The organism is Dyella sp. Tek66A03 (assembly GCF_052567735.1).
This window is the reverse complement of the sequence record NZ_CP199584.1, coordinates 1,613,009-1,630,257: the sequence shown is the minus strand read 5'-3', so window position 1 is coordinate 1,630,257 and position 17,249 is coordinate 1,613,009. Positions and strand designations below refer to the sequence as shown.

Annotated in this window: 11 protein-coding genes; 9 read left to right on the top strand and 2 right to left on the bottom strand. The window is 62.0% G+C overall.

Annotation, left to right across the window (positions count from 1 at the left end; translation table 11 throughout):
* The first annotated feature begins 347 nt into the window (after positions 1–347).
* The 7 genes from ACT01B_RS07345 (at position 348) to ACT01B_RS07315 (ending at position 12,473) form a co-directional block, all read left to right on the top strand.
* A complete protein-coding gene (locus ACT01B_RS07345; RefSeq protein ID WP_445146714.1) occupies positions 348–2,027 on the top strand; it encodes a SulP family inorganic anion transporter in 1,680 nt (559 codons plus the stop codon).
* Positions 2,028–2,319: 292 nt separating this feature from the next.
* Entirely contained in the window at positions 2,320–3,651 is a 1,332-nt protein-coding gene (gene potE, locus ACT01B_RS07340) for a putrescine-ornithine antiporter (RefSeq protein WP_445146713.1), read from the top strand.
* Positions 3,652–3,686: 35 nt separating this feature from the next.
* A complete protein-coding gene (locus ACT01B_RS07335) occupies positions 3,687–4,637 on the top strand; it encodes an amino acid ABC transporter substrate-binding protein (RefSeq protein WP_445146712.1) in 951 nt (316 codons plus the stop codon).
* Between the two features lie 60 nt (positions 4,638–4,697).
* Positions 4,698–6,188, top strand: a complete 1,491-nt coding sequence (locus ACT01B_RS07330; protein WP_445146711.1) for a DcaP family trimeric outer membrane transporter — start codon at positions 4,698–4,700, stop codon at positions 6,186–6,188.
* A gap of 197 nt (positions 6,189–6,385) precedes the next feature.
* Positions 6,386–8,701 carry an Orn/Lys/Arg decarboxylase N-terminal domain-containing protein gene (locus ACT01B_RS07325; RefSeq protein WP_445146710.1) on the top strand — a complete coding sequence of 772 codons (2,316 nt, stop codon included), beginning with the start codon at positions 6,386–6,388 and terminating at the stop codon, positions 8,699–8,701.
* A 106-nt stretch (positions 8,702–8,807) separates the two neighbouring features.
* Complete coding sequence (locus ACT01B_RS07320; protein ID WP_445146709.1) at positions 8,808–11,141, top strand: Orn/Lys/Arg decarboxylase N-terminal domain-containing protein; 2,334 nt, start codon at positions 8,808–8,810, stop codon at positions 11,139–11,141.
* A gap of 33 nt (positions 11,142–11,174) precedes the next feature.
* Positions 11,175–12,473 carry an amino acid permease gene (locus ACT01B_RS07315; RefSeq protein WP_445146708.1) on the top strand — a complete coding sequence of 433 codons (1,299 nt, stop codon included), beginning with the start codon at positions 11,175–11,177 and terminating at the stop codon, positions 12,471–12,473.
* A gap of 66 nt (positions 12,474–12,539) precedes the next feature.
* Here the strand turns inward: ACT01B_RS07315 and ACT01B_RS07310 are convergent, their stop codons facing one another.
* Positions 12,540–13,334, bottom strand: a complete 795-nt coding sequence (locus ACT01B_RS07310; protein ID WP_445146707.1) for an SDR family NAD(P)-dependent oxidoreductase — start codon at positions 13,332–13,334, stop codon at positions 12,540–12,542.
* Positions 13,335–13,774: 440 nt separating this feature from the next.
* Between ACT01B_RS07310 and ACT01B_RS07305 the strand changes: the two genes are divergently transcribed.
* Positions 13,775–15,586 (top strand): FTR1 family protein, encoded by a 1,812-nt coding sequence (locus ACT01B_RS07305; protein WP_445146706.1) that lies wholly within the window; start codon positions 13,775–13,777, stop codon positions 15,584–15,586.
* A gap of 330 nt (positions 15,587–15,916) precedes the next feature.
* Positions 15,917–16,369, top strand: a complete 453-nt coding sequence (locus ACT01B_RS07300; RefSeq protein WP_445146705.1) for a hypothetical protein — start codon at positions 15,917–15,919, stop codon at positions 16,367–16,369.
* A gap of 60 nt (positions 16,370–16,429) precedes the next feature.
* On the opposite strand, the gene ACT01B_RS07295 is transcribed toward ACT01B_RS07300, so the two are convergent.
* Complete coding sequence (locus tag ACT01B_RS07295) at positions 16,430–17,194, bottom strand: hypothetical protein (protein WP_445146704.1); 765 nt, start codon at positions 17,192–17,194, stop codon at positions 16,430–16,432.
* Positions 17,195–17,249 lie beyond the last annotated feature (55 nt).

Sequence of the window (17,249 nt, the reverse complement as noted above, 5' to 3'; positions counted from 1 at the left end):
CGACCAGGATGCACACGTCGCGCACTTGCCTGAACGGCCTTCAGTGCGGTGTGGGTGTAGACTTTTTTTCCGTGGCAGCCCTACGGGAGCTGCGCGGCAAGCGCGACACGCTAACGGATGAGCCGGAACGAATCGCTAGAGCGACGTCCGCCCGACATGTCAGCAAGGTCGATGGAGGGTGCAAGCCGGGCTTGAATGGCGAGCACACATTGGCGGGGAACCAGGCAAGCTCTTGTGCGGCTTTCCAACAGCCCTGGGCGGTCTCGAGATGGGGCGATCATCGGGAGTACTCGCGTACCATGCGACACGATTCGACGACGCAGCCTGCTACGGGTTCCCACCTCGCCGTGCTGGACTGGATTCACGGGTATCGCAAGGACTGGATCAAGCCGGACCTCATCGCCGGCGTGACCGTCGCGGCCGTCGTCATCCCCAAGGCCCTGGCCTATGCAACGGTCGCGGGGCTACCCGTGCAAGTAGGGCTCTACACCGCGTTTTTGCCGATGATCATCTACGCGATCTTCGGATCATCAAGGGCACTCAGCGTCAGCACCAGCGCGACGCTGGCCATCCTGACCGGGACAGCCCTCGCACGAGCGGTACATGGCGGAGGGGCGACTGAGCTCCTCACCGCCACCGCGACATTGACCTTGCTCGTCGGGGCCATTCTTGTACTCGCCGCGCTACTGCGCCTTGGCTTCGTCGCCAACTTTATCTCCGATCCCGTGCTGACGGGATTCAAGGCCGGCATCGCCGTCGTCATCGTTCTCGATCAGTTGCCAAAATTGCTGGGTATCCACTTTGCCAAAGGCAATTTCTTCCACAATGTGCTGGCTATCGTCAGCGGACTACCGCACGCATCCTTGGCCACCGTTGCGGTGGGACTTGTAACCATCGCGATCCTGGTAACGATGGAGCATTACGCCCCCCGGGCCCCCGCACCGTTGATAGCGGTGGCCTGCGGCATAGGTGCGGTGGCCTTGCTCGGCCTGCAGCATCACGGGGTCGAGATTGTCGGACTGGTTCCGACGGGACTCCCGCCTGTGACCATGCCAGACCTTTCGCTGCTGACGTCACTCTGGCCGGCCGCGGCAGGCATTGCGTTGATGAGCTTTACCGAATCCATCGCTTCCGGGCGGGCCTTCGTCGGGAGCGAGGAGCCTATGCCACTGCCCAACCGAGAGCTCGTGGCGACGGGCCTTGCGAACGTGGGCGGTGCGCTGCTCGGCTCCATGCCGGCAGGCGGAGGAACGACTCAGACGGCCGTAAACCGGCTCGTGGGGGCCCGCAGCCAGTTGGCGGAACTGGTCACGGCAGCGGTCACGCTGGGCACGATGCTGCTGCTTGCACCGTTTATCGCACAGATGCCGCATGCGACGTTGGCCGCGGTTGTCATCGTGTATTCGATCGGCCTGATCAAGCCCGCAGAATTTCGCGCGATTGTCGCCGTCCGACGCACGGAGTTCGTGTGGGCCTTGGTTGCGTGCGCCGGTGTCGTGCTGCTCGGCACGCTGCAGGGCATCCTGGTCGCCATTATTGTGTCGCTGGCGGCACTCGCTCACCAGGTTTCCAGCCCTCCGCTTTACGTGCTGGCCAGAAAGCCCGGCACCACGGTATTTCGTCCAGTATCCAACGAGCACCCCGACGACGAGGTGTTCCCCGGCCTCCTGCTATTGAGACCGGAAGGGCGCATTTTCTTTGCCAACGCAGCGCACCTGGGCCACAAGATCCAGCAACTCATGGCCCAGGAGAACGCCCGCGTCGTCGTGCTGCACTTTCGCGCCGTGTTCGATCTCGAATACACCGCGCTCAAGATGCTGATCGATGCCGAAAGGAAACTTTCCGAAAAGGGCATCACGCTGTGGCTAGTCGGCCTCAACCCGGGCGTGCTGACCATGGTGCAGAGGTCGCCATTGGGGGCGACCTTGGGGAAAGATCGCCTGTTCTTCAATCTGGATCAGGCGGTAAGCGCATGGCAAGCAAAAGGAGCGGAAGGCACGGCGACTCCAAGGTCTTGCGAAAGTTAAGTCCAAGGACGCTGTCCGTTGTACGGACGTCCTTCTAAATGCCGCGACTAAATCGGTTCATTCATTGCCAGTCAACGAGCCGACAATGCATCACCAGCAAGTCAGTCCTCGTAAAGCAGCGCCGACCAATCGGATTCACGCAAGCTTGATGAAAGTGAGAGCACAGTCTCGCCGCGCTATGGGGACACAGCGATTGCCTTTGCAGGTGCGACAAAAACGGACCGGCTAAGGTGCGCGTACGCATCAGCCGGACACGAAACTCCTGAACATCGAAGGGTGTGGGAGGAATCTGATGGCCGGCACCAAGAAAATGACCATGATGCAGCTGACCGTCTTGGTCGCTGTAAACATGATGGGCTCCGGCATCATTATGCTGCCAGCCAACATGGCCCAGGTCGGCGCCATATCACTACTCTCCTGGGGTGTCACGGCGGTCGGTTCAATGGCCATTGCCTACGGGTTTGCCCAGGCGGGCCTGTTCAATCAGCGCGCTGGCGGCATGGCCGCTTACGCTGAAGATGCCTATGGAAAAGGCGGCTATTTCCTCACCTTCTTCCTGTACTTTCTTTCTCTGGCGATCGGCAACGTCGCCATCGCCATTTCTGCGGTCGGTTATCTCGCGGTGTTCTTCCCTGGGATGTCAGTAACACCCATCGCCACGTGCATCAGCGTGATCGGACTGCTTTGGCTGACTACCGTCGCCAACTTCGGTGGACCAAGCATTACCGGGCGCATCGGCACTGTCACCGTTTGGGGTGTCATCATTCCGGTTGCCGGGCTGTCCATCATCGGCTGGTTCTGGTTCAAGGGCGCCACGTTTGCAGCCGCCTGGAATCCCAAGGGGCTGAGCATCTTCGAAGGCGTGGACTCGAGCATCGCGCTCACCTTGTGGGCCTTTCTCGGCATGGAGTCCGCGGCGCAAAACTCGGACGCCGTGGAGAACCCGAAGCGCGATGTTCCTCTGGCGTGCCTGCTTGGGACGCTCGGCGCGGCCGTCGTCTATGTGCTCTCGACCACCGTCATCCAGGGCATCGTGCCCAACGCAGAACTGGCCGAGTCAACCGCGCCGTTTGCCCTCGCCTATTCACAGATGTTCAACCCCACCATCGGCGCGGTCATACGTGCACTGGCCATTCTCGCCTGCCTCGGGTCCTTGCTTGGCTGGCAGTTCACCATCGCCAGGACCGCCTTGACGGCCGCCGAGGGTCGGATGTTCCCCGCGTTTTTTGCGAAGACCAACCGCCTGACTGCACCCGTGATAGGCATGATCGTCATGGCCGTCGTACAGAGTGCGTTGGCGCTATCGACCATCTCACCGAGCCTCAGCAAGCAGTTCTCGGTGCTGGTCAATCTCGCCGTCGTAACCAATGTCGTGCCGTACATCATTTCCCTGTCGGCGTTGATGATCATGATGCAAAAGGCCGGTGTCACTCAGCACACCTATCGGATGAACACCTTTGTCGCAGTCGTCGCGATGCTTTACAGCACGTACGCCATCTACGCCTCGGGCAAGGATGCCGTCCTCGGCGGCACCATCGCGATGGCGCTCACCTTTGTGATCTTCGGCTTCCTGGCACCGCGCTTTCCGCCACCGATTACAGACGAACAAGCGCGAACTGTCTGACGCACCGACCGGCAGGCGGAACTGAGGAGAGGCACATGCAGATCGCACGTTTGAAGGCAACCCACACATTCACCTGGTCATGGATCTTGCTGGTGGCTGCGGCCATGGCGCCGTCGATGCTATTGGCCCAGACGCAGGGTCCGGCATCCGGCACCTTGGAGCGCATCCGCGCTTCCGGAAAGATCACGCTGGGGTACTACGCCAATGCCCGGCCGCTTTCCTTCAAGGATGACTCCGGCAAGTTGGATGGCTATGCCATCACCCTTTGCCGACAGATAGCGGCGGACGTGCAGTCGAAGCTAAACCTGCCCAATCTCGCCACGGAGTTTGTCGCCGTCGATGCGACCGAGCGATACAGCGCCGTGAAGGATGGGCGCATCGACCTGGCATGCGGGCCGTCCGAGGAAACGTTGGCTCGTCGTGCCGAAGTCAGCTTTTCGATACCCGTATTGAGCAGCGGTATCGGTATCTTGGTGCGGCGGGACTCGAATGCTGCGTTCCGGGACCTGTTGGAAGGTCGCGAAGCCGCCGCGCGGCCGCTATGGCGTGGCTCTCCGCGGCTTCTGGTTCTCGAGCAAAAACGTTTCGCCGTTATCAAAGGCTCTTCGGCGGAACGGTTATTGGCCGAGCGCAGGTCGGAGCTTAACGTCAATGCCTTTATCTCCGCAGTTCCCGACCTCGCCACCGGCATGCAACAGGTCGTCGACGGGAGAGCGGATGCGTTCGTCAGCGACCGAACCGTACTACTCGATCTGGCGAAACGTGACCCCTCCGGCGGCCAGGTGATGGTGCTGGATCGCGTCTTCGATCGCGAGGCGCTCTCCTTTGTCTTGGGTCGCAATGACGAGGACTTCCGCCTGCTCGTCGACACCACCCTGAGCGGTCTGTACCGCTCCGGAAAGATCGACAGCATTTATGAACAGTTTTTCGGTGCACCGGATGCGGCGATGCGCGAGTGGTTCCGCAAGACGGGGCTGCCGGACTGATACGCCCCGGATCGGCGTGCACACGCGGTCCGGACCAAACGACCTGGCGAGGGTTTAGCAATGCGCGAACGATCACTGGATCTCGCAAGACCTGCCCCCTTGGCGCGCCACGCAATGGCGTCGATGGCCTTCACGCTACTGACGTGCATGTCGGCACCCGCAGCGCTGGCCCAGTCGACCGATTCGTCGGCGGATCTAAAAGCCGAGATCGCGCAGATGCGCCAGCAAATGCAGGCGCAACAACAGGTGATGCAGAAAATGCAGCAGCGCCTGGATGAGCTTGAGGCCAAGGAGGCGGCGCCGAGGGCGCAGGCCACCGCGGAAGCTCCTAGCCAGCCAGCGAAGCCAGCCCTGGTCACGCCGTCGTCCGAACTGGCGGCGGCGAAGGCCGCGCAATATCACCCGCCCTCGGCGCCGGCCGGCGTCTCCGAGCCGCTGCCTGAAGGCTATGTCCGCCTGGGCGATACCGGAAACCTGCTCAAGGTCGACCTGGTCGCACAGGTCGATGCGATGGCGGATAAAAGCTACATGGGCGCGCAGGACTTGTTCGTTCCTTCATCCATCCCCGTTCGCGGGGCGCCTTTCTACGGCTCGGGCTGGCGCTCCAACATGAGCTCGAAGCAAAGCGTGTTCCGCATGGATTTCCGCCGCGACACCGATTACGGCACGTTGAAGGTCGTCTACAAGAACAATTTCTTTGGCAGCGGTACCGGCGACATGCCGTACAACCTCCAGTACTTCTATGGCGAACTGGATAATCCGCACTTTATTCTGCTGGCGGGCTACAACATCTCCGCCTTCACCGATATCGACGCCTTCCCCAACACGCTCGACTACGAAGGTCCGAACTCCTTCACGTTCAAATACGGTCCGCAGATCCGCTTCTCGCCGATCCTCTACAAGAACGGCGATAGCTTGCTGACCTTGCCGCTGTCGATGGAGAAACCGAACGCCGATATCACCACCGTCGAAGGCTTCAATACGTATTCCCGGCGGCCAGACTTCGTCTTCGGGTTACGCTGGGAGACGCCTACCTACCATATCCAGTGGGCCAATCTGTACCGCGACCTGCGGGTGGAAAGCGCCACGGCGCGCACGCGAGGCACCAACGGCTACGCCACGCAACTCACCGGCAGCAGCAAGCTGTTCGAGCGTGACAGTGTGCAGGGCTGGGTCAGCAGTGGGCGGGGGTATGCCAACTTTCTGCAGGACATCTCCGGGCTCGGCCTCGACGCCGCATTTAATACTCAGGGCGACCTGAGAGGGATTAGGGCGCGGGGCGCGGGCGCCGGCTACACCCACGGCTGGAGCGATGTGCTCAGTAGCAGCCTCTCCTATGGCTACTTGCGCATCAGCCCGCAATCCAATCTGTTGATCAATCAAACCCTGCCGAAGAGCACCAAGTTCGGCTCACTCAACCTGGCTTGGCAGTTCAGTGAGCGCGCCATGGTCGGCATCGAATACCTATGGGGCCAGAACATCGATCTCACGGACGCGCGCGGCCAGGGCCAGCGCATACAGACGACGCTGCGCTACGACCTGAACCCGTGACCGCGGATGACCGGTGCCAGAGTCCTTTGCCACTCGCCGTCATTCCATCACGGGATCCACGCGAACGACACCATTGCGATGCCCACGCGAATTCAGGACACCTCTACTCAACCCCGAGAGAGATGCGGGCGTCGATGAAAAATATTCCAACTTGGCCACGGGACTATCCGTGATCAATAAATTCGAGGTGTGATGCCATGCTTGAACGTCGCAACCAGCGCCAGAAATTCCGCGTGCTTCTGGCCCACGCCCAAGCAGGAAGCCTCGATAGTGCGGGCGGAAGGGCCTGCCGAACCCTGGCGGAGGAATTTGCCGAGCGCAATATCGAAACCTTGATGGCCTCGGCGTTGGAGGACGCGCGCGCGACCATCGCCTCGGACGCGGCCATCCACGCGATGATGATCGATTGGTCGCTGCCGGACGACAGTGGCAAGTCTCACGACAACGAGGCTGCCATCAGCCTGATCAAGTTGATCCGCTCGCGCAATGAGAACGTGCCGATCTTCCTGTTGACCGAGCGCGACAAGGCCAAGACGCTTAACGTCGAACTGGTCCAGGCCATCAACGAACTGGTCTGGCTGCTCGAGGACGTCGCCACCTTCGTGGGCGGGCGCGTCCAGGCCGCCATGCATGTCTACTTCAGCAACATGTTCGGCCCGTTGACGTCCGCACTCCAGTCGTTCAACCAGGTGCACGAGTATTCATGGCATACGCCCGGCCATACCGGCGGCACCGCCTTTCTGAAGCATCCGGCCGGCCGCGCGTTCTACGATTTCTATGGCGAGCATGTCTTTCGCACCGACCTTTCCATCAGCGTCGGCGAGCTCGGCTCGTTACTCGACCACAACGGACCGATCGGCGACAGCGAGAAATACATTTCGCGCATCTTTGGCTCGCATCGCAGCTATACCGTGACGAACGGCTCCTCGACATCCAATCGCATCATCTTCATGGCCTGCGTCGGGCGTGACCAGGTTGTTCTATGTGACCGAAACTGCCACAAGTCGATCGAGCACGGGCTGACCCTGACGGGCGGCATTCCGCAATACCTGGTGCCGTCACGCAATCGCTATGGCCTGATCGGGCCGATCTATCCCGAACGCTTCGTCCGGGACACCATTCGCAAGGAGGTGGCAGCGAATCCCCTGGCGAAGGATCTCAAGGACAAGAGCCCGGTCTTCATGGTGGTGACCAATTCCACCTATGACGGTCTTTGCTACAACGTCAAGCGCGTGCAGCAAGAGGTGGGCGGCTGGCTGGATCGCGTGCATTGGGACGAAGCCTGGTACGGCTATGGCCGCTTCAATCCGCTGTATGCCGGGCGCCTGGCCATGCACGGCGAGGCCTCGGAACACGATCCCAAGGGCCCCACGGTTTTCACCACCCATTCGACCCACAAGCTATTGGCGGCGTTCTCGCAGGCCTCGTACATCCATGTCCGCGATGGCCGCAATCCGGTACCCCATGAGCGCTTCAATGAGTCGTTCATGATGCACGGCTCCACCTCACCGTTCTATCCGATCATCGCTTCCAACGAGATCGCCGCGACCATGATGGACGGCATCAGCGGCACCGCGCTGACGCGCGAGAGCATTGATGAGGCAGTCACCTTCCGCCAGGTCGTTGGCCGCCTGCGCCGCGACTTTGAAAAGAAGAAGGAGTGGTTTTTCCGCACCTGGAATCCAGACAAGGTCAAGGACCCGAAGAGCGGCAAGCGCATCGCGTTCGAGGACGCGCCGCAAGACCTGCTGGCGACGGATCCGGACTGCTGGGTGATGCACCCGGGCGATACCTGGCACGGGTTTGACAAACTCGAGGACGACTATTGCATGCTCGACCCGATCAAGGTGTCGGTGCTGACACCAGGCGTCGAGGATGATGGCTCGCTTGGCAAGACGGGTTTTCCGGCTTCGCTGCTCACGGCCTATCTGGATGCCCGTGGCATTGAAGTGGAGAAAACCACCGACTTCGCCGTGCTGTTCCTCTTTTCCATCGGCATCACCAAGGCGAAGTGGAGCACCTTGCTGACGGCCATGCTGGACTTCAAGCGCGACTACGACCGGGATATCCCGCTGTCACGGATCATGCCTTCCCTGGTCAAGAATCATCCGGATCGCTACGAAGGGCTTGGCCTGAGCGGACTAGGCGATCAGATGTTTGCCGAGCTGAAGAAGGGCGGACAAACCGCTCACCTGCAGAAGGCTTATTCGCATCTCCCCGAGATCAAGATGTCCCCGGCCGATGCCTACCAGCTGCTTGTGCGCGGGAAAGTGGAACGAGTGGCACTACCCGCGCTTGCCGGGCGCGTACTGGCCACCAGCGTCGTGCCCTACCCTCCCGGCATCCCGATGGTCATGCCCGGTGAATCGGCCGGCGCGGCGAATGGGCCACACATCGGTTATCTGAAGTCGCTGCAAAACTGGGACAAGCGCTTCCCGGGCTTTGGCCACGACACGCACGGTGTCGAAGCGGAAGACGGTGAGTATTACGTGCAGTGCTTGATACCGTCTTGAGCTCGCGGCAAGGAAGACCATCCGCTGACCCGCGGTCCATTCGCCGCGGGTGAGCTCGCCCCATCGCCGCTGCGCGACAGCTTTTGCGAAATCGAGGGTAGACACCATGTCGATGAACAATCCCTGGTTGCTTTACATCACGAGCGATCCACCGGATGAAAGGTCCGCCCTCCGACTTGTGCTGGAGCGCATCGGCAAGGCCGTCGAGGCGCGCGGGATTGAGGTGGTGCGAGCGTTAACCTGCGAGGACGGACTCGCCATTGCGCGAGGCTCTGCCACCTATTCCTGCGTTGCCGTCGACTGGAATCTCGGCGAAACCGCAGAAATGAGCGAGAGCGAGGTGCTCAAGATCATCCATGCGGTGCGCGAGAAATCGCTAAGGATTCCCATCTTCCTGGCCAGCCGTGGCTCGACTATCCAGGACATTCCACTGAGTGTGATCCGCGAGGTCCGCGAGTACGTCAACCTGGTGGGTGAGACGCCGGAATTCTTTGCGCGTCGAATCCGTTTTGCCATCGACAACTACCACTCCGATCTGCTGCCGCCCTACTTCAAGGCATTGAAGAAGCTGACTGAAGAAGGCACCTACCAATGGGATGCGCCCGGCCACATGGGCGGCGCCGCCTACCTGAAACATCCGGCCGGCGCCGAGTTCCATCGATTCTTCGGCGAAAACATCATGCGCGCGGATATCGGCATATCCAATGCCGAGCTTGGCTCATGGCTTGACATCGAAGGGCCACCCGCTGATTCGCAGCGTATGGCGGCCCGCATCTTTGGCGCGGACTGGACGCTTTATGTGCTCGCCGGATCATCAGCCTCCAATCGCATTGTCGTGCAGGCGGCGATTGGGGCGAACGAAATGGTGATCGCCGATCGCAACTGCCACAAGTCGCTCAATCACGCGATGACGCTGTCCGGCGCACGACCGGTGTACTTTCAACCGAGCCGCAATGGCCTGGGCATGATCGGGCTCATACCACCGAAGCGTTTCAGCAAGGAACATATCCGCTCCCTGATCGCGAAGTCACCGCTGGCGGCCGACGCCCGCTCCAAGGAACCGGTCTACGCCGTGGTCACCAACCCGACCTATGACGGCCTTCTCTACAACGTCGACAAGGTGGCCGAACTGCTCGCGGAGAGCGTGCCTCGCGTGCACTTCGATGAGGCGTGGTATGCCTACGGCAAGTTTCACCCGATCTACGAGCATCGCTATGCGATGGGCATCCCGAAGGACATGAAAAACCGCCCGACGGTGTTTGCGGTACAGTCGACGCACAAGATGCTGCCCGCGTTTTCGATGGCTTCGTATATTCACGTCAGCAACAGCAAGCGTGGCGAGCTGGCGTGGTCGCCGCTCAAGGAAGCGTTCATGATGCACGGCACGACGTCGCCGTTCTATCCCTTGATCGCATCCCTCGACATCGCCACGGCCATGATGGATGAGCCGACTGGCAGCGCCCTGCTGCGCGAAACCGTCGGCTACGCGGTCGAGTTCCGGCAGGCCGTGGCATCGGTGGCCAAGCGTTTGAAGAAGGACGATGAATGGTTCTTCTCGCTCTTCCAACCCGACATGGTCAAGGTCGGTGGCAAAAGCGTGGAGTTTTCTTCGGCATCGGCCGAGGCCCTGGCGAACGATCCCAAATGCTGGACGCTGCGGGTTGGCGAGACCTGGCACGGCCTGCCTGATGATGTCGTCGCCGATGATTTCTGCATGCTCGATCCCACCAAGGTCACCATCGTTTGTCCGGGAACCGATGCACAGGGCCGACTCGCCAAGCGTGGCATACCTGGCGCGATTCTCACCAAGTTTTTGGATGCACGCCGGCAAGCGATCGCTCGTACCGGTGACTACACCGTCCTGGTCCTGTTCTCGGTGGGCACGACGCAAGGCAAATGGGGCACCCTGCTCGAGACGCTGCTCGCCTTCAGGCGTCTGTACGATCGCGATGCCAGCCTGGAAGAAGCCTTGCCCGACCTCGTCCAGGCCTATCCTGAGCGCTACCGCGAGATGACGCTGCCGCAACTTTGCGACGAGATGCACAAGGTCATGACAGATCTCGATTTGCAGGCCATGGCAAACGAGGCCGGTGAAGTGCTTTCCGAACAGGTGCTGACGCCGTCAGAGGCCTACCAGAAGCTGATCCACGGCGAGACCGAAGAGATTCGCATTGGTGATCTACCGGGCCGCCTGGCCGCCTTGATGATCGTGCCCTATCCACCGGGCATTCCCGTCTTGATGCCTGGCGAGCGGGTCGACGCCAAGGGCGGGCCGATCGTGCAGTTTCTCAAGTCGGTCGAGGCATACGGCAGGCGCTTCCCAGGCTTTGGTCGCGAAGTACAAAACGTCCACGCCGATGCCCATGGCGACATGTGGGTGCGCGTGATCGTGGAGAAAACGGCGCCTGCCAAGGGGAGCAAGAACCACAAAAAGCATTGATCACAACGGCGCGCACCGACTCGGGAGATATCCATGGCGGCGGTACAGGCAAAGAAGATGGGTTTGCTCGGCGCATCGTCGCTCGTGGTGGCGAATATGGTCGGCACGGGCGTGTTCCTGCTTCCTTCCAGCCTGGCCAACATCGGCAGCATTTCGATCTACGGCTGGATCATCTCGGCCATCGGAGCCAGTGCGCTTGGCCTGGTGTTCGCGCACTTGGGCATGGTCGAGCCGCAGGCCGGTGGCCCCTACGCCTACGCGCGCGACCATATGGGCCCGTTCGCCGCCTTCCAGACCAACATGCTTTACTGGGGCGCGAACGTGATCGGCAATGTGGCTATTGCGATATCGGTTACCGGCTACCTGGGGGAGTTCTTTCCGAAACTGGAGAACCCCTGGCTGGCGAATGTCTGCACGGCCGCCGTGATCTGGCTCTTCATCTGGCTCAATACCCGCGGCGCGAAGACGATTGGTGAATTCACCACCATCAGCACGATCGCCGGCATCCTCCCGATCGCCTTTGTCGGCGTGCTTGGCTGGTTTTGGTTTCGACCGGAAGTCTTCAGCGCCGGCTGGAATCCGGGTGCCTTGCCCGCGCATTCCGCCATAGCCCAAAGCGCGTCGATCGCGTTATGGGCCTTTCTTGGTGTCGAGAGCGCCGCCGTCTCGGCAGGTATCATTGAGAATCCCAATCGCAACGTGCCGTTGGCGACCATTATCGGCCTGGTGATTGCAACGCTGATCTATGTGTCCTGCTGCACTGCCATCATGGGCATTCTTCCCAATGACGAACTCAAGAAATCGGCGGCCCCGTTTGCCGACGCGGCGCGCATCATGCTTGGCCCCTGGGCGGCCGTGGTGATCTCGCTGGCGGCCATCCTGAAGGCCGCCGGCGCCCTCGTTGGCTGGATCCTCATCGTCGCGCAGTCTGCCCAGGCCGCCGCCGCCGACGGCATGTTTATGCGCCGGTTCGCCGTGACCAACAAACTCGGCATGCCCACCCACAATCTAGTCATCACCGGGATCTTGATGACGGCGCTGCTAGCGCTCACTACCTCGCCCACGATTGCCAAGCAATTCTCCATCATCACCAATGCGACCGTGGTGTTGATGGCGATTCCCTACATCTACTCGGTGGTTTCGATGTGGCGTCTCAATCAAACCATCGAGGTACCAACGCCAAGACGGCGGGTACTGCTTGTCGCCGGCGTGATCGCATGCTTGTACTGCGTAGGCGTGGTGGTGGGCCAATCCGATCTGCTGGGCCGTAGGGCACTCATCGTCCTCTTGCTGACGACGCCTCTTTTCGCGCTGATGAAACGTGCGCGGTGAACGGGATTCAGCGACTCAGGCCACCTTGCCGGGCAGCCTGAGCGTGTCGCCAGAGCACTGAGCTGATCAGGCGATCGAACGCACCACGCCACCATCGACACGCATGGCGGCGCCGGTCGTCGCCGACGCTTGTTCCGAGGCCAGATACACGGCGAGATTCGCCACCTCTTCCACCGTCGCCAGCCGCTTTATCAAGGACGATGGACGATGCGTTTGGATGAAGTCGCGCTCGACCTGCTCGAGCGATACGCCCTGCTCTGCCGCGATCTTGCTGAAGAAATCGCCGACACCTTCCGAGCGGGTGGGCCCGGGAAGAATCGCATTGACCGTCACGCCGGTTCCCGCGAGCGACTCGGCAAGCCCGCGAGACACGGCAAGCTGCGCCGTCTTGCTCATACCGTAATGCACCATCTCCGCTGGAATCTGCAGGCCCGACTCGCTCGATACGAACTGGATACGTCCCCAGCCGCGTTTGGCCATGCCCTGCGCGTAATGCCGCGACAGGCGCACGCCGCTCAGCACATTCACCTCAAAGAAGCGCAACCAGTCCTCGTCAGGAATATCGAAGAACGCCTTCGGCTCGAAGATGCCCAGGTTGTTGACCAGGATGTCCGCATCCGGAATCGTCGCAATGAGCCGTTGTGCGCCATCGAGCGTGCCCAGATCAGCAGCCAGACCGGTGAGCGTGGCACCGGCGACGCTCGCGCGTACGTTGGCGAGGGCCTCGTCGACGCGGGCCTGGGTGCGCCCGGTAATGACGACATGAGCGCCCGCGGCCGCGAGGCCTTGCGCGATCGCCAAGCCAATACCGGCGGTCGATCCGGTGACAACGGCCACCCGGCCGGTCAAGTCAATATGCATGGGTCTTCTCCTGAAAGCGGGGGTGCGCGGTTGCGCTGTTCCGCAAAAGTGGCGTCACTGCCCGGCGATACAAGGGGATCACGGCAAGAGCAAAATTGTCTCTCGCGGACGAAATGCCTGGCACGTCAGGTGCCCCACTTCAGCGGCAAACCACTCAGTCATCAGGGGCACCGGCACGCTGACTCGCGTAGCTGTCGCTAGGGCACCCATCGCGCATCGTCGGACCCTTGCACATCGTGTCGTAGTGCCGCAGCGGCTCACCGTGTGCTGTCTCCCCCTTCCATGCGGGCGGGTGGCAGGCGCACACTATACAAATGAGAACCACTCGCATTTTTAAACGATGGGCGCTTGTTTGCACACTCGCGCTATCGGCCTGCCTCGGCATGGCGGGCGGGCTGCACGCAGCGGATTCGTCCGCCAGCGTGTCGCAAACGTGGCAAATGCTCGATTACCTCGCCACCGACTACGCCGGTGCGGTGAACAATGGCGCGGTGGTCAGCGCTTCCGAATATGACGAGATGCGTGAGTTCGCCCGTCATGCACGCGAGCGTATCCGCGCACTACCACCCTCGCCCGCATCAGCCACGCTGCAGCAGCAGGCGGACCAGTTGGTGGTATCGATCGACGCCAAGGCATCGCCAGCGCAAGTGGCGCGCGAAGCCCATGCACTGGCTGATGCGTTGCTCCAGAGCTATCCGGTGCCGACGGCGCCTAGCCACGCGCCCGATCTCGCGCGAGGCGCCGTGCTCTATCAGACCCAGTGCGCGGCGTGTCATGGCACGGGCGGCCGCGGCGACGGCCCGGTCGGGCTCAGCCTGTCGCCACGCCCGATCGACTTCACTAGTCAGCAACGCGCCGATCAACGTAGTGCGTTGTCGCTCTATGAAGTGATCACCCAGGGCGTGGAGGGCACGCCCATGGCGAGCTTCGCCACGGCGCTTTCCTCTGACGATCGCTGGGCGCTTGCGTACTACGTGGGCACGCTGGCCTACCCCGAAGCCGCCAGCAAGGGTGAGCGCGCCTGGCATGACAGTGATGCCGCGCGCAGCGACATCGCCTCGCTCAGCGAACTTTCCCGCGCGCGGGTCACGCAGTTGTCCGACACGCTCGGCGCGGAACAGGCCCGGCTGATCGTCGGTTATCTACGCGCCCATCCCCAGGCCGTGCAACAGGCGTTGACCGGTATGGCGCTTGCACGCGCCCGTCTTGCCGCCAGCACGGCCGCGTATCGCGCCGGCAACGTGGACGAAGCCAGGCAACTCGCCTTGTCCGCCTACCTGGATGGCGTCGAGCCGGTGGAAGCTCAACTCAATACCCGCGACAGCGAACTGCGCGCACGTATAGAGACGGCCATGGGTGCGTATCGCAGCGCCTTGTCGAACGACACCTCGGGCGATGAGCTCGCCGCACAGGCAGCGGCGATCGACACCATGCTGGCGCGTGCCGCCGAGGTGACGTCCGAGGCGGCGAGCAGCCCGCTGACGATCTTTCTCGGGGCGATGACCATACTGGTGCGTGAAGGACTGGAAGCCCTGCTGGTCGTCGTGGCCCTGCTCGCCTTTCTGCGCAAAGCCGCCCGACACGATGCCACGCGCTATGTCCATGCGGGCTGGCTGCTCGCCTTGTTGGCGGGTGCAGTGACCTGGGCCGTGGCCAGCTACGCCATATCGATAAGTGGAGCCAGCCGTGAACTGACCGAGGGGCTATCGTCGCTGTTCGCGGCGGCCGTGCTGCTCGGCGTCGGCTTGTGGATGCATCAGAAGAGCATCGGTGGGCGCTGGCAGACCTATCTAAAGGCAAAGATGGCCACGGCTCTCGATCGCAAGTCCGCCTGGTTCGTCTTCGGCCTGACCTTCATCTCGGTTTACCGCGAGGTGTTCGAGACCATCCTGTTCTATACGGCGCTGTGGAACGAAGGTCAGGGGCACTGGCTGCTGGCCGGCATCGCCGCGGGGGCCCTTATCCTGGGCCTGATCGCGTATGTGCTGCTGCGCACCAGTCGGCGGCTCCCTCTGGGCGTGTTCTTCTCGGTCAGCTCGATGATCATCGCCGTGCTGGCCATCGTATTGACTGGCAAGGGCGTGGCCGCGTTGCAGGAAGCAGGCTGGACGGCGGTTTCGGTGGCGCCGGTGCCTTCGATCGAGTTGCTGGGCATCTATCCCACCTGGCAATCGCTGCTGGCGCAGTTGGCGGTGGCACTGATGCTGGCCCTGGGTTTCGCCATCAATCGATGGCGGGCGCGCGCCGCTTGAGCATCGGCGGTCCCGAGCCGCCCCCGCTCAAAGAATCAACAAACCATCCCACTCGCGGCCCGCCAGGGCCGCCCTGCCCGGCCAGTACCCATCGACTGGCGATTGAAACAAACTATCGAATTTCCGATAGCCATTGACAGGCATAGCCCTACTTCGTGTCAGCCAGCGAAGCCGCCTGCCCGGAGCAGCCTAAGGCTCCGGCACCGGCGTGGGGGCCCGCCGTCCTACGGGCCATCGACCCGCCGATCCCCATTGACCCAATATTCCGATACACAAATCGCCCGCCTCGGTAGAGAATGCGCGATCAATTTCTCCGGGGGGATCGGGATCATGAGTCAGAGCGACGCTACGGCGTATCCCGTGACGCAACTGCTTACCGTTACGCGCAGCTTGGTAGAACTGACCGACCGCGCGGTGTCCGACAGCGAACTCTCGCATGCGGCGGCCGACGTACTCGTGTTCGCCGCACGCCAGGCCGCCAAACTGGTGGAAGACGTCATCGGCGCCCGCCTGCATGACGCCGTCGTTGCGCACGCCTTCGCGCAGTGCTCCATCAATGCCGACCTGGATCGGGTCTACTCGGATCTAGAGTGCCTGGCCGAAGCCGCGGGCATGATCCGCGCCTACGGCATCGGCTCGCAGTATCGGGCGCACCTTGCCTACCTCATGCGCTACGCCGCCGAATCGGCCTGCAATGCCCTGGAACGCGCCGATCGATCGATGGCCGACGCCAGTGTCATGGCGAGCGTGGTCGACCTGCCCGCGGTCACCGTAAGCAACTGACCCAAGCCGGCGCGCGCGTTTGACGGCAACACCTCGAGTTGCCGTCCCGTTCGACTCAGCTCATCCGCCTTTCTTCGCAGGGGCGCCCGCCTGTTCCAACGGGCCCACCTGGACGTGACCGACCCATCCGTCGAATACGTTGACCGCGGCGGTATCGACCGCTTGTATGACGGCCTTGGCCGTGGGACAGCCGCTGGGCCCGGGCGCCTCCCGCGTGATCGCTCGATCGTCCTGCATGCAGTAGCTGGCTCCGCTGTTGCTCAACCGGGTCAACTCAGCCATGCCCTGCGCATAGCGCTTCTCCGCCCGCACCGCTGCGGTAGCGTCGCCATAGACTGGACGCATCGTTGCAAGCAGCGCATCGGCGGCACGCCGCTCTTCGGTCGTCGCACTGTTGTACGCGGAGTCATAGGCGCGCTTGTAATCCGCATTGGAACGCTCTGACGCCAGCGCCAGCCATGCCAGCCCAAGCGGGCGGTTCACCGGCTGCTGGTCGCCGTTGAGCGCCATGGTACCAAGCACGTATTGCGCGGGTTTGCTGGCCCAGCTGGCCGCCGTGGTGAAAAATCTCTGCGCACTTTGATAGCGATGCGCGCCGTACGTTTGCGTGCCGAGGCAATAGTAGTAATCGCCCGGCAAGAAACGTTCTTCGCCACTCGTGCAGCTCGTGTTGGCCAGGTCGGCATCGCTCGGGACAGCATCGCCGTCCTGTTCCATTGGCGTGCTCGCCGCCTGCGCCGCTGCCTGCATCGGCGCCAGCGCGGCAAGCGCAAGACTGATCGCCAGCTGCATGGGCCATACCCGTGTCCATGGGTGCGTGTTCATGATGTTGCGCTCTCGATCGATGGGGTATGGGGAGATGACGACCCATCGTAACGGA

What these genes read in the sequence shown, in the direction of transcription:
- ACT01B_RS07330 (WP_445146711.1), top strand. Translation starts at nt 4,698, where the DNA reads ATGCGCGAACGATCACTGGATCTCGCAAGACCTGCCCCCTTGGCGCGC.
- ACT01B_RS07295 (WP_445146704.1), bottom strand. Translation starts at nt 17,194, where the DNA reads ATGAACACGCACCCATGGACACGGGTATGGCCCATGCAGCTGGCGATC.
- ACT01B_RS07315 (WP_445146708.1), top strand. Translation starts at nt 11,175, where the DNA reads ATGGCGGCGGTACAGGCAAAGAAGATGGGTTTGCTCGGCGCATCGTCG.
- ACT01B_RS07300 (WP_445146705.1), top strand. Translation starts at nt 15,917, where the DNA reads ATGAGTCAGAGCGACGCTACGGCGTATCCCGTGACGCAACTGCTTACC.
- ACT01B_RS07320 (WP_445146709.1), top strand. Translation starts at nt 8,808, where the DNA reads ATGTCGATGAACAATCCCTGGTTGCTTTACATCACGAGCGATCCACCG.
- potE (WP_445146713.1), top strand. Translation starts at nt 2,320, where the DNA reads ATGGCCGGCACCAAGAAAATGACCATGATGCAGCTGACCGTCTTGGTC.
- ACT01B_RS07310 (WP_445146707.1), bottom strand. Translation starts at nt 13,334, where the DNA reads ATGCATATTGACTTGACCGGCCGGGTGGCCGTTGTCACCGGATCGACC.
- ACT01B_RS07335 (WP_445146712.1), top strand. Translation starts at nt 3,687, where the DNA reads ATGCAGATCGCACGTTTGAAGGCAACCCACACATTCACCTGGTCATGG.
- ACT01B_RS07305 (WP_445146706.1), top strand. Translation starts at nt 13,775, where the DNA reads ATGCTCGATTACCTCGCCACCGACTACGCCGGTGCGGTGAACAATGGC.
- ACT01B_RS07325 (WP_445146710.1), top strand. Translation starts at nt 6,386, where the DNA reads ATGCTTGAACGTCGCAACCAGCGCCAGAAATTCCGCGTGCTTCTGGCC.